Genomic DNA, 13,651 nt, shown 5'->3' with positions numbered 1-13,651 from the left:
CCCAAGTATTATCTGCTAATAAAACGCCGCCTTCTCCTTGAATTAACTCCATCATGACACAAGCGGTCTTATCATCCACCAGCTCCAAAGAAGCAAAATCATTATATTCCCCATAGTGAAAGTCCGGCACCAAAGGGATAAAGCCGGCATGAATCGCTGCTTGTCCCGTAGCAGTCATGGCACCATAAGTCCTACCGTGAAAAGAATTAATAAAACTCACCACTTTACTTTTTCCCGTAGCTTTCCGAGCTAGCTTTATTGCTGCTTCATTGGCCTCGGCACCACTATTACAAAAGAAACCTAGATAGCCTAAGTCTCCTACTAAAGCTTGAGCAACTTGTTCTTGCAAATGGTTTTCATAGAGATTCGGCATATGCCAGATCTGTCTGGCTTGATCTTGTAACGCTTGCTCCACAGCTATATGATGATGCCCTAAATTCACTACACCAATCCCACTAGTAAAATCCAAGTAATTTTTTCCAAAATTGTCCTGCACTCGCACTCCCTGACCAGAAACAATTTCAAAATCTTTCCGAGCATAATTTTGAAATAAATATGTCATTATCGCCACCCCTTTGAATTAATATACATAAATAATTCGAAATAAACAAGATTTATTCGAAAATTTACTATTTTTATGCAAAACAAAAAAAACAACCTCAAGCATTCCTAGAAATGCTTGAGATCGTTAATTTGTTTATTCTTTATTGTCATCCTCAAGATCTTTTTGCTCTTCCTTGATCTGGGATTGAACTTCTTGGGTTTCTTCTGAAGATCCTAATTGGGCCTCTTTCGCTTCCGCATCAAAGTAATTCTTAGCTTCATCGAAATCTTTCTTTTCTTCTGCTTGTTTTTCCGCATCCTTTTCTTCTAAAGCACGTTTCGCTTCTTCAAAGGTTTGGGCCTTTTCACTTGGATATTCATCCGGTGTTCCTTCAGGCATCTTACCTTCTTCAAACAAGGATTTGATTGCTTTGGCATCCAATGTTTCGAATTCCAAAAGTTTTTCCGCAATCAACTTATGTTGTTCACGGTGCGCTTCAATGATTTCCCGAGCCTTAGCATGGGCACTCATCAAAATACTACGAACTTCTTGGTCGATTTCAAAGGCAACTTGTTCGGAATAGGCTTTGGTTTGACCATAGTCACGGCCGACAAAGACTTGATGATTGCCTTCATATTGAACTGGACCTAATTTGTCGCTCATTCCGTATTCGGTAACCATACTGCGAGCCAAGCCAGTTGCTTGTTCAAAGTCATTGGAAGCTCCGGTAGATTGTACGTTGAAAATCAATTCTTCTGCCGTCCGACCACCTAAGAGACCGACGATTTGTTCAAACATATCGTCTTTGGTCATTAGCATTTGATCTTCTTTTGGCAAAGCGATCATGTAGCCACCCGCACGACCGCGTGGAATAATCGTAACTTTATGCACAACACGAGCCCGACTTAAGACTAAGCCCACGATTGTATGGCCGGCTTCGTGATAAGCCACCATTTCCCGTTCTCGTTTGGAAATAACTCGATCCTTTTTCGCAGGTCCCGCGATTACACGATCTTCTGCTTCATCAATATCAGAAGCATCGATTTTTTTCTTATTGCGACGAGCAGCAACTAATGCCGCTTCGTTTAAGACGTTTTCCAAATCCGCTCCGGCAAAGCCAGGGGTTTGTTGAGCTACCACTTTCAAATCTACATCGTCAGCTAGTGGTTTGTTCCGCGCATGGACTTTCAAAATAGCTTCTCGGCCTTTAACATCCGGACGACCTACCAAGATTTGGCGGTCAAAACGACCAGGACGGAGCAAAGCTGGATCCAAAACGTCAGAACGGTTAGTTGCCGCAATGACGATGACGCCTTCATTGCCATCAAACCCATCCATTTCTACTAACAATTGGTTCAATGTTTGTTCCCGTTCATCGTGGCCGCCACCCATGCCGGCGCCCCGTTGACGGCCCACCGCATCGATTTCATCAATAAAGATAATGGCTGGTGCATTTTTCTTAGCCGTTTCAAAGAGATCCCGTACCCGACTTGCACCGACACCGACGAACATTTCCACAAAGTCAGAACCAGAGATGGAATAAAATGGTACCCCAGCTTCTCCGGCAACAGCTTTCGCTAGTAAGGTTTTACCAGTTCCGGGAGGTCCTTCTAATAAGACTCCAGCAGGAATCCGAGCTCCTAATTCCACGAAACGTCGAGGGTCTTTTAAGAATTCCACGACTTCCACTAATTCTTGTTTTTCTTCTTCTGCTCCAGCTACGTCAGAAAAACGCACCCGGTTGGCTTTTTTGTCGGCTTCTTTGGCTTTGGACTTGCCGAAGTTCATCACTCGGCCGCCGCCACCGCCACCGCCGCCTTGTTGGCCCATCATCATGTAGAATAAGAAGAAAATCAACACCAGTGGTAAGAAACTCATGATTAAGCTTAACCAAAGACCACTGTTAGACTCTTCTTTGATAACAGTCTTCACATTATTTTCTGCCGCCAAATTGGTAATTTCACTTAACGTGCTGTCATTTGGCAAAATAATTGTAGTGAAGTTGCTAGTTTCTGCAGCTGTGTCTCCTAAAATACTTAGGCCATTGCTGTTAGACACTTCTTGTTTTTCTTTGTACTGCCCGGTAATCTTGTATGTTCCATTAGCAGGCTGTACGGAGAAATCTTTAATTTTTCCGGCTTCAAGTTGTTGCTTGAAGGTAGAATACTCGATATCCGGCGACTGTTGCCCACCATTTCCAAACAAGAAATAGACGACTGTAATCATCGCCAGCAGCACGAGTACATAGTACAAGGTATTTTTTAACATACCATTATTTTTCTTGTTCATGCTCGCCCTCCTTGGCTATTTATTTTATCAATCCTGACCATTTCATTGTATCACATCTAGATTTGATTCTGTCACTAATTTGATTGATAAACACGGGGTTTTAAAACGCCTACATAGGGTAGATTGCGATATTGTTCCATATAATCTAATCCGTAACCTACCACAAACTCGTTTGGTACATCAAAGCCAACATAATCTGCTTCAATCTTCACCACACGGCCTTCTGGTTTATCTAAAAGAGTAGCGATTTTCACGGAGTTTGCTTTGCGATATTTAAAGAGGTCCACTAAATAAGACAAAGTGCGACCGGTATCGATAATATCTTCTACGATTAATAAGTCGCGCCCTTCCACGTTGGTGTCCAAGTCTTTTAAGATTTTTACTTCTCCAGAAGAAACCGTGGCGTTACCGTAACTGGAAACATCCATAAAGTCTAATTCTAATAAACAATCCATCTCCCGGCAAAGATCTGCCATAAAATGAATGGATCCTTTTAAAATGCCAATTACTAATGGGTTTTTATCTTGATATTCATCACTTAACTCTTGACCCAATTCTTTACAGCGCTCAGCTATTTGCTCTTTTGTAATGAGCACTTTTTCAATATCCTTCTCCAGCATAGTCTGCTCCTTCCAATCCCACTTCTTAGTCGTTATTTTTTGTATTGTATTTATAAAGAAGTCTGTAGTGTATTTTATCAGTTTCTTTCGCAATACTCAAATAGGATAGAACCACTGGCAAAACCCCTAAGACCTGTCCATTGGTGTCGGTCATTAACCAAGCGTGTTCCCGCATTTCATTAGGGATTTTTTTATCAATAAAAATTCGCGAAATTTTTTTTCTTAAAGAGTTCGTTAATTGAATACGATCTCCGGGATTTCGTTTACGAAACATCACCTCAGTAGGAAATTCTACTGGTAAAGCTTGACTGAATTCTGACCAAAGTTTGACTTTTTCCGGAATTTTTGCAAGTTCTGTAGGTAAAATACCGGACCCATCCGCTGCCAAGAGCGCCACCCATTCTGTGGCTGACAAAAAAACACCTTCTCCTAAGCGTAAGGTTGAATTACTTGTTTCTTTTACCCTCCCTTGTTTTTTAGTAATCAGTAACTCTTGGTATTCTCCTTGAACTTGCCAACCCGTTGCTAAATCAACAGACCACTGAGGCCGGTCGCTTTCTAAACAACGTAAGACCAGCTGCAACTGTTCTTCATTAAAAGGGATTTGATATTGATTGCGCAATACTAATAGACAATGTTGCACCGCAAAATAGCGTTGTCCTTTAGGAATTTCCATGAAAGCTGCTACAGGTAATCGCCAGCCTGAAGCCCACGATATAGCATTTTGGTTAAACCAGGCTTTCAAGGTTTCTTGTTGCCATTGAACCGTCCACTGCAATTGTTGGGCCAATTGATTGAAGTGAGACAACAATTGCGGATTCTCCGCTTTTAGTAAAGGGACTACTTGCTGACGTAGGCGATTTCGTTGTACGTCTAATAAAGTATTAGTGGCATCTTCAAAGTAAGTGATTCCTTGTTCCTTGGCATAAATAAGTAAGTCCTCTTTAGGAAAAGTTAACAACGGTCGTACTAGCCTTCCGCCAGCAAAAGATTGCTTGGCTTTAATTCCGCCGGCACTTTGCAGGTTGCCTTCTCTAACCATTTTCATTAGCATCGTTTCGAGTTGGTCGTCACTGTGATGGGCGGTCATTAAAGTATCGTAATGATGCTCTTGAAGTACTTCTTTAAAAAATTGATAGCGAAACTTCCGAGCCGCTTCTTCCATACCACTAGTAGGCAAACTTTCCCAACGACGACAATAAAAGGCAAGTTTCTTTTCTGCACAGTATTTTCTTAAAAAATCCTCTTCTATTTGGGATTCTGGCCGTAATTGATGGTTGATATGGGCGATTCCAATCGTTACTCCTTGAGCTTGAACTTTTTCCATTAAATGTAAGAGCACCATGGAATCCACACCACCAGAAACGGCTAACAATACTCGACTTTGCGCCTGCCAAAATTGCTCTTTTTTTCCTAATTGAAAAAAAGCTTTTTCCAATGCTTCTGTCTCCATAGCTCGCCTCCTGTTTTCTACATAGCTATCCGTTACTTGATTGCCGTTGTATGTGCAAAAAAAGCGGGAAGGCTGTATTCAGACAGCATTCCCGCGGATGTTTTATTAATTACGGCGACCGCCACGGCCTCCCCGTTTGCCTTCTGTGTTTCGGCGTAAAGAAGAAAGACGATCATCGCTATCCTTCATAAAGGAACTCATCAATGAATCAAAGTCTTGTTTTGTGTCATTGCCAAAATTGCCCCGACCTTGGTGTTGATTGCCACCACGATTAAATGGCTTCTTACTCCCCCGATCGTTTGAGCGAGCTGGCCCTTTAGGATACTCTCGCTTTTCTTGCGGCTTGTCTTGGGCTTTTCGAATTGACAAACCAATTTTCCCGTCATTTCCTACAGTCGTAACGACCACCGTTACTTCGTCCCCAACTTTCAATACCTCGTTGATATCTTTCACATAGCCGTCAGAAACTTCACTGATATGAACCAAACCAGTTTTTCTGTCGCCTAAATCGACAAAAGCACCAAAATTTGTAATACCTGACACTTTTCCTTGAAGTTTTTCTCCTACTTCGATTGCCATAAAAAAAATGTTCCTCCTAGTATTGACTCTAAAATATTTACCCTACTTTTCAGTAGTAGTTGATGAAAGGGTGTCTTCCAAGGCTTTTTGAACCTCTTGATCTTGTGCTTCGCTGTTTTGAGTTTGTCCTGGTAATGGATAAAGCGTTTCTCCATCTTCAGAATAAAAGAACTTACTTCGGGCTAATTTAGCCACGTAGTCTTCGTCTTGCAGTTGTTCGACTTCCGTTTTAAGTTCCGCTACATTATCAGCAATCACTTTTTGATCAGCTAAAGCCTCTTTTTTGATTGATTCCAATTTCGTCACTTTCTGCTGATCTTGAAAAAGCTGGAAACCAACGAAACCAAAAATCAGTAGGGCGATTACAAAAAGCAGACCTAATCGTCGACGCCGAAAAATCGCTTGACGATGTTGTTGAATCATCGTAGCGGTTTGCTGCTTGGCAAAGTCAGTATCAATCTGGGTAATTTTTTCCTCTGGCCCTTGCATCATGAACGCAGATCTCCTTTTTTTATTGCTCTGAGCTGATTGTGATTCTTATTATACCAACTATAACTGGGGATGTCTAATGGAATTCTAGTCTTCATTGACCCGTTTTTCACTAATCACTTCGTACATTTTTTCTGCATCGTCTTTTTTCGTGGACTCGTGTAATTCGCGGATTTTCACTTCTAAGACCTTATTGCCAAATTGAATCGTCAATAAGTCTCCTACTTTCACACTGCTGCTGGATTTAGCCACTTTGCCGTTAATTTGGATTCGTCCTTTATCCGCTACTTCTTTGGCCACTTGACGACGTTTAATAATTCTTGAAATTTTTAAAAATTTGTCTAAGCGCATGTTATCTTACTCCTTCTTTCTGCCTAATTTTAATATTTTATCTCCTAATGGCAACATCAGCCATTCCCGAACCGTAAATAATTTACACCAAAGCGCAATTTTAAGAAATGCTCCCACGCCAAGTGCTACTCCAATTATAGCAAACAATAACGCATTTAAACGACCTAAAGCCGGATCCCACATTAATAGCAAAAGATCAAAGATAAACACTGCTACCATCATCGCCAGTGTACAAAGGAACAGTTTTGCAAGAAACTTTTCTTTTAAGAAATGATTAATTTCTCGATCAGTATGAAGAGCCAGGTAGACTAAGGTTACGCCCAAACCCAACAAAGTTGCACAACTAGCTCCTGAAGTTTGTAAGAAATAGGTGAAAGGCCACGTCACAACTAGCTTAGTCAACAATCCTAACAACGCCCCTCGTAATGGAATGCGAAAGTGATTCTGACTTTGGGCAATGCTTTGGTAGCCTTGGATGATTCCCATTTCAAAAATCGCCCCCACATATAACATCAAGGGAATCGTTCCTGCGGCATCTTTAAATAAAGCAAAATTAATCAATGGTAATAACAAAGCCAGTCCCGCTGATGCTGCCAGGGAAATGCTTGTAGTCAAGCGCATGTATATTTTAGCCGTTTGCTGAAAGCCTTCCTTGTTTTTTTGCATTAAATACTTGGTTAAAGCCGGTAAAAAAGTCGAACTTAACGCCCCCGCTACCACTAAGCCTAGTTGCACTAAGGGTTGCCCTCGGTCGTAAACCCCTTTGGTCACCCGAGCCACTTGGGGCAAAAGCCCGCTAGCATCTAAGGCATTAACGACAAAAAAAGAATCCACCAGTTGAAACAAAATCAACAGGCCACTGTAAACTGATACTAGCCCACCTTCTAATAAAAAGCGGCGAAACAAAGAATAATCCCAACTATCTCGCCAGTCAATCTGGTTTAAACCTAAAAGACTGCCTGTAATTTTTCTTTGATAAGACAACAAAATCAAAACGGCCACTATCCCGCCGCAAACGGCTCCGAACATGGCCACTGTCCCGGTTTGATAAATGCTTAAGCCCCAGTGAACAAAAGCAAAAGAAGCCAATAAAATCACTGCCACTCGCACTAGTTGCTCCCAAACTTGAGAAACGGCTGTAGGGGTCATAAGCAAATTTCCTTGAAAATTGCCTCGATAAAAAGACAGTATCGGCACAAAGAGAAAAGTCACGGAAACCACACGGATCAATGGCGCAAGTTTCGGATCCCCCATTAAATTGGCAATTACTCCCGCGCCTAAAAAAGTGAGTACAAACAAGAGAATCCCACTGAGCAAAACCATGGGAAACAAGCGATGAATTGCTTTGTGTTGAGCTTTGATTCCTTCTTGCTCTGCCACATACTTCGAAATAAATTGCGGCAAACCCGATAAAGCCAAAGTCATCGCCAAGCCATAGATGGGATAAACTTGCTGGTATACATAAAAGCCTTCATCCCCCACCAAGTTTTGAAATGGCACTCGGTAGACAGCACTTAACAGCTTGGCGGCAAAAGAAGCCATAGTTAATATAAAGGCTCCTTGCATGACTGTTTTCATTTTTGTTTGTGCCATTTTCTCACCGCCTTTTTCAATTCGTTCAAGCTGGATCAGTCTTTTTCAAGGCTTGGTATTTTTCTGCCCGTAACGCTTTGACAAACTCTTGAACTTCGTGGAGCCAAACAGCTTGCCCCATATTTTTCTCAATGGTTAAAATGATGCCCATCTTTTCTCGGTCCACGCCCATGGTTGCTTTTAGTTTCGTAGCCCCTAGCGCTTCAAAGAGTTGCTCCACGGAATAGAGCTTAGTCCCGGCTTTACTTAAAGTAAAACGAATTTTATCTCCTTGTTTGCGAATCACTTCTAAAAGAGCTCGATCTCCATCCATTTTAATTTGTCCAATGGTTAATAGGTGAGAAACTTCATCAGGGAATTCCCCGAAACGATCCAGTAAGTCATCTTGAATTTCATCCAACGTCTCTTCGGTTTCCATTTCCCGAATCCGTTTATAAATTTCGATTTTTTGCCGTTCGTCTTCAATGTAAGTCCCTGGCAAATACGCATCAATACCCAAGTCAATTTCCACAGAAGTCCGTTCGTTTTGGGTGTTTTTCCCTTGCTTGCGATCCACCGCTTCACTGAGCATTTGGGAGTACATATCAAACCCTACCGCATCAATAAAGCCGTGTTGTTGAGCCCCTAAAAGATTGCCCGCTCCTCGAATGGAAAGATCCCGCATAGCAATTTTAAAGCCTGAACCTAACTCGGTAAAATCTTTAATGGCTTGTAGGCGTTTTTCACTGACTTCATTTAAAACTTTTTGCGGTTCATACATAAAGTAGGCATAAGCCACTCGATTGCTTCGTCCTACACGCCCTCGCAATTGATACAACGTGGACAAGCCCATATAATCCGCATTTTCCACAAACAGCGTATTCACGTTGGGAATATCCACCCCGGTTTCAATAATCGTAGTGGTTACCAAAATATCATACATGCCTTCAATAAAGTCAAAGAGGGTATTTTCTAGTTGGATTTCCGTCATTTGCCCATGAGCAAAGGCAATTCGTGCTTCTGGTAAAAGGGCTTGAATTTCCTCTACTTTGCGCTCAATGGTTTCCACCCGATTGTATAAATAGAAAATTTGTCCCCCTCGAGCTAATTCTCGTTGCATCGCTTCACGTATGGCACCGGGATTTTTTTCCATAACATAGGTCTGAATAGGGTAACGGTTTTCTGGTGGTGTTTCAATCACCGATAAATCCCGCACTCCTAGCATGGACATATGCAATGTTCGAGGAATTGGTGTTGCCGTTAAAGTTAAAACATCTACTTGAGAACGCAATTGTTTCAAACGTTCTTTGTGTTTCACGCCAAAGCGTTGTTCTTCATCAATTACCAAAAGCCCCAAATCAGCAAACTGTACATCTTTAGAAAGCAGGCGATGCGTGCCGACTAAAATGTCTAATTGCCCGGTACGCAATTGTTCCAAAGTTTCTGTTTGTTGCTTTTTCGTACGGAAACGGCTCATCACGCCAATATTTACCGGAAAACCTTCAAAGCGATCCAACATGGTTTCGTAATGTTGTTGGGCCAAAATCGTAGTCGGGACTAAAAAAGCCACTTGTTTGTTTTCTTTGACTGCTTTAAAAGCAGCTCGTAATGCCACTTCCGTCTTCCCAAAGCCCACATCTCCCACTAATAAGCGATCCATGGGTTTGGCTTTTTCCATATCTCGTTTGATTTCAGCGGTACTTCGCAGTTGGTCATCGGTTTCACTGTAAGGAAAGGCATCTTCAAATTCCTTTTGATAAGCATCATCTGGCGCAAAGGCATAGCCCTTTTCTGATTCCCGTTTTGCGTAAAGCAAGATCAAATCATCGGCAATGTCTTCAATTTTCCCTGCAACTTTACGTTTGGTTTTGCTCCATTCGCTGCCACCCAGTTTATTAATTCGGGGCGTCTTTGATTCGGAAGCAACGTATTTTTGAATTAGGTTTAACTGGGTCACGGGAATAAAGAGCTTGTCATCGTTTTGGTAGAGGATGGTCAAGTAATCTTGATGCACCCCATCTACTTCCAAAGTCTGCATCCCGACAAATTTCCCAATCCCGTGATTAGCATGAACTACAAAATCTCCGGGTTTTAATTCGTTATAGCTCTTCAGCCGTTCGGCATTGGTGACATTTTGCCGGCGAGTGCGTTTGCGTTTAACTTGTTGGAAGATTTCTTTTTCCGTAACAACCACAAGATGATCTTGAGGCATTTCAAACCCATTTTGCAAACTGCCTTCAATAATTTGCGTCCGCCCCGTTAAAAGACGGTCAGGCTCTGTGATTACGCCATAAATATCGTGGTCACGAAAATCTTCTTCCAGTTTTTGAGCTCGTTCTTTGTCTCCTACTAAAAAGACCACCGTTTGACCTTGGTTTTCCCAACGCGTGACTTCCGTTTTCAACAGTCCCATTTGACTGAAGAATTGTTGCATCGGCCGATATTGTACGTTTAAAACAGAGTGAAACCGCAGATTGCCCATGCCTTTTTGGAACAACGCAAAAAAGGTAGTGACAAAGGATTCATTGCGGAAAAAATCATGGGCATTACTGCCAAAGCTTTGTTGAGAAAAGACCCGCAACTCACTGATTTTTTGGGTTTGCCACTCGGCTTCTTCTTTTTGAATTTCCCGGTCGGCTTCCATAATTCGGGCATAATCATCCACTACTAATAATGTCTCTTCCGGGAAGTAATCCACTAAACTGGTTTTTTCCGGATACAATAAATCCAAATAATATTGGGTGTTTTCGCCTGGGATTCCTTCTTCCCAGGAAGTGATCAACTGGCCAAAGTAATCTTCTAAAAAGCTACGGTCTACTGCTTCTTTCATGACCGCTAAGCGTTTTTCCAGCAGTTCTTGTAAACTAGTGGCGCCTTTTTGCAATTCTTCAGCAGTAAAGACTAGTTCTGTGGTGGGACTGATTACCGCTTCAGTGGCTTTTTCCAGAGAACGCTGATTTTCCACATCAAAGTAGCGCATAGAATCCACTTCAATATCAAAGAGTTCAATACGCAAAGGATAGTCCGCGGTAATCGGATAAATGTCTAAAATACTCCCCCGAATACTAAATTCTCCAGGTTTCATGATCATCTGTTGCCGCTCGTAGCCCATTAAGACTAATTTTTGTGGCAATGTTGCTAAGTCAATTTCACTGCCAATTTCCCAGTGAAACTGGGCTTTACGCCAGTTTGCTAAGGTAGGCAAATACTTGCGCACTGCCGCCAAGGGCAAGACAAAAATCCCTGGACGGCCACAACTTATGGCGTTCAAGGTTTGAATCCGTTCACTCCGGGCTTCCGGAGAGGCAAAGGCCATTTCTGCAGACAAGACTTCATCTACCGGGTAAGCATACACTTCATCGGTTAAATTGCGTAAGTCGTCTACCAGTTGATTCATATAATAAAGATTAGGCGTAATCACCAAAAGCGGTCGTTTTTCCTTTTGATAAGTCGCTACAATGGCCAATGTTTTGGCCGAGCCCGAAAGACCCGTGATTAATTGGCGCTTTTGCCCTTCTTTAATCTGCCGGTGCCACTGCTCAATTATCGGCATTTGGGCTGTCATTTGGAGTAAATCCATTGTTTCACCGCTTTCTAATTTTGCACGTTAAACTGATTCATCGCTTGGGTAAAGTCATGAGAGCCTAGTAAAAATTCACAGGCCTCCGTAGCTTTTTGCAAGCTTCCTTCTATTATAGGCAAGTCTTCTTTAGCAAAAGGACTTAAGACATGATTGACCACGGTCATTTTTTCTGGCGGGCGGCCGATACCGATTTTAATTCGTTTAAAGTCTTGACGACCAAGATGGCTAATAATGCTCTTCATGCCATTGTGTCCCCCCGCCGAGCCTTTTTCTCGCAGTCGCAATTTGCCTAATTCTAAATCCAAATCGTCATAAACTACTAGTAAATCCTCAGCTTCCAAGCCAAAGTAAGTCAACAATGGTCCTACTGCACGACCAGATTCATTCATAAAGGTTTGGGGTTTGACCAAAAGAACCTTCTCTCCATTGACAAAAAATTCAGCTACTTCCGCTTCAAAAGCATTGTTTTTAAAAGTTGCACCGAATTTTTCCGCCACGCGATCAACAGTCATAAAACCCACATTGTGTTTTGTCTTTTCATATTTCCGGCCAGGATTGCCCAGCCCTACTATCATTTTCATTTTTTTTGCTTCCTTTTCTTTTTTAACGGTTTACCTGAAAACAGCACAAAAGGCTGGAGAAAAATCTCCAGTCCTTAGACGCTTTTTTAAAATTATAGCACAGTCCTGCTAATTATAGGCAATGAAGACAAAAGCCTTTTCGTTTTTCTTAAGAAACCGGCAATGTGGGGCAAAGCGCTGAATTCCTCACTGGGGATAATGTAAGCCCCACCAAGGAGGAAACCTATTGTATCGAGGTTTAGACGCAATCATATTACATGACAAACCAGAAATGAAATGATACGATTGTTACGATAAATATGGATCTGAAAGGACGGAATAGCAATGACAAACACCAAGGAAACATTGAAAGATCATCAAAAGGTTATCCTTATTGGAGACGGCGCTGTAGGTTCTAGCTATGCCTTCGCTCTTGTCACTCAAAATATCGCCCAAGAAGTCGGGATTATTGACATCAATACTAAGAAAACAGAAGGCGACGCATTAGATTTAACGGATGCTCTAGCTTGGACATCACCTAAAAAAATCTATGCCGCAAGCTATGATGACTGTCACGATGCTGACCTTGTCGTAATCACAGCGGGTGCCCCACAAAAACCTGGCGAAACTCGTTTAGACTTAGTTCACAAAAACTTGAAAATCAACCGCGAAGTCGTTCACAGTGTTGTAGCTTCTGGTTTTAAAGGAATCTTCTTAGTAGCTGCTAACCCAGTAGATATCTTGACTTACTCTACTTGGAAATTCTCTGGCTTCCCTAAAGAACGGGTCTTAGGCTCTGGTACTTCTTTAGACTCTGCTCGTTTCCGTCAAAAAATCGCTGAAATGGTCGGCGTAGATGCCCGTAACGTCCATGCTTACATCTTAGGAGAACACGGGGATTCTGAATTCCCAGTTTGGTCTCATGCCAATGTGGGCGGCTTACAAATTTATGAATGGGTTAAGAACAATCCAGATGTGGATGAAGAAGCTATGGTTAACCTCTTCTTTAGCGTACGAGATGCGGCTTACGAAATCATTGACCGAAAAGGTGCTACCTTCTACGGGATTGCCGTTGCATTAGCTCGAATTACTCGTGCCATCTTAAACGATGAAGATGCGATTTTCCCAGTATCCGTCTACATGGATGACAAATACGGTCAAAACGATATTTATATCGGTGCTCCTGCTGTGGTCAATGCCCAAGGTGTGAAAGCCGTTATTGAAATTCCACTAAGCGATTCTGAACAAGATCGGATGAACGCTTCTGCGAAAGAATTGAAAGCTGTCTTAACGGAAGCTTTTGAAAAATTAGAAGCTGAAGACGCAGCTGGCAAATAAGCCACCGTTGATGCAAAAAAACGAGTCCTAACTTAGGGCTCGTTTTTTTGCATAAAAGGCTCCTATTTATTAGAGATTCTTAAAAAAATGTATTTCTTAAAACCTGTGGCTAGTATTTTAACCAAATCGTGCTATCATGGTTCTAAACTGGTAAAATTGTCCCTATACTTACTTTTAATATTTTTACATAAGGAGCTTACAATATGTCTCGTACATCTCGTCATCATAAATCCGGGAAAAAGAAGTACATCTTAATTGCCGTCCTCTTAGCAG

Annotated in this window: 11 protein-coding genes; 1 reads left to right on the top strand and 10 read right to left on the bottom strand. The window is 41.9% G+C overall.

Annotated elements, in window-relative coordinates:
- From AB5754_RS10855 to pth, 10 genes are all read right to left on the bottom strand, one after another.
- Positions 1-562, bottom strand: a 562-nt coding sequence (locus AB5754_RS10855; protein ID WP_368259593.1) for an aminotransferase class III-fold pyridoxal phosphate-dependent enzyme, incomplete at its 3' end; no start/stop codon positions are given.
- Positions 563-697: 135 nt separating this feature from the next.
- Positions 698-2,833 carry an ATP-dependent zinc metalloprotease FtsH gene (ftsH, locus tag AB5754_RS10850; RefSeq protein ID WP_311834240.1) on the bottom strand — a complete coding sequence of 712 codons (2,136 nt, stop codon included), beginning with the start codon at positions 2,831-2,833 and terminating at the stop codon, positions 698-700.
- A 74-nt stretch (positions 2,834-2,907) separates the two neighbouring features.
- The gene (hpt, locus tag AB5754_RS10845) at positions 2,908-3,453 is read right to left on the bottom strand and encodes a hypoxanthine phosphoribosyltransferase (protein WP_311834239.1); all 546 of its coding nucleotides are present in this window, start codon (positions 3,451-3,453) and stop codon (positions 2,908-2,910) included.
- 25 nt (positions 3,454-3,478) lie between these two features.
- Positions 3,479-4,906 (bottom strand): tRNA lysidine(34) synthetase TilS, encoded by a 1,428-nt coding sequence (tilS, locus tag AB5754_RS10840; RefSeq protein WP_368251908.1) that lies wholly within the window; start codon positions 4,904-4,906, stop codon positions 3,479-3,481.
- A 105-nt stretch (positions 4,907-5,011) separates the two neighbouring features.
- Positions 5,012-5,485, bottom strand: coding sequence for a S1 domain-containing RNA-binding protein (locus AB5754_RS10835; RefSeq protein ID WP_311834237.1), 474 nt, complete (start codon positions 5,483-5,485; stop codon positions 5,012-5,014).
- A 42-nt stretch (positions 5,486-5,527) separates the two neighbouring features.
- Positions 5,528-5,977 (bottom strand): septum formation initiator family protein, encoded by a 450-nt coding sequence (locus AB5754_RS10830; protein ID WP_311834236.1) that lies wholly within the window; start codon positions 5,975-5,977, stop codon positions 5,528-5,530.
- Positions 5,978-6,061: 84 nt separating this feature from the next.
- The gene (locus AB5754_RS10825) at positions 6,062-6,325 is read right to left on the bottom strand and encodes an RNA-binding S4 domain-containing protein (RefSeq protein WP_311834235.1); all 264 of its coding nucleotides are present in this window, start codon (positions 6,323-6,325) and stop codon (positions 6,062-6,064) included.
- A gap of 6 nt (positions 6,326-6,331) precedes the next feature.
- Positions 6,332-7,918 (bottom strand): oligosaccharide flippase family protein, encoded by a 1,587-nt coding sequence (locus tag AB5754_RS10820; protein ID WP_368251907.1) that lies wholly within the window; start codon positions 7,916-7,918, stop codon positions 6,332-6,334.
- A 25-nt stretch (positions 7,919-7,943) separates the two neighbouring features.
- Positions 7,944-11,477, bottom strand: a complete 3,534-nt coding sequence (mfd, locus tag AB5754_RS10815) for a transcription-repair coupling factor (RefSeq protein WP_368251906.1) — start codon at positions 11,475-11,477, stop codon at positions 7,944-7,946.
- Positions 11,478-11,491: 14 nt separating this feature from the next.
- Positions 11,492-12,061 carry an aminoacyl-tRNA hydrolase gene (gene pth / locus AB5754_RS10810; protein ID WP_368251905.1) on the bottom strand — a complete coding sequence of 190 codons (570 nt, stop codon included), beginning with the start codon at positions 12,059-12,061 and terminating at the stop codon, positions 11,492-11,494.
- 324 nt (positions 12,062-12,385) lie between these two features.
- On the opposite strand from pth, the gene AB5754_RS10805 reads away from it, so the two are divergent.
- Positions 12,386-13,378: an L-lactate dehydrogenase gene (locus AB5754_RS10805; RefSeq protein ID WP_311834231.1), complete on the top strand. Its 993-nt coding sequence runs from the start codon at positions 12,386-12,388 to the stop codon at positions 13,376-13,378.
- The last annotated feature ends 273 nt before the right edge of the window (positions 13,379-13,651 follow it).

Origin of the sequence: Enterococcus sp. 2201sp1_2201st1_C11_2201SCRN_220225, from assembly GCF_040925905.1 — a bacterium.
GTDB lineage: Bacteria > Bacillota > Bacilli > Lactobacillales > Enterococcaceae > Enterococcus_C > Enterococcus_C asini_A.
The sequence above is the reverse complement of the archived record's forward strand: the minus strand, read 5'-3'. Positions and strand labels throughout refer to the sequence as shown.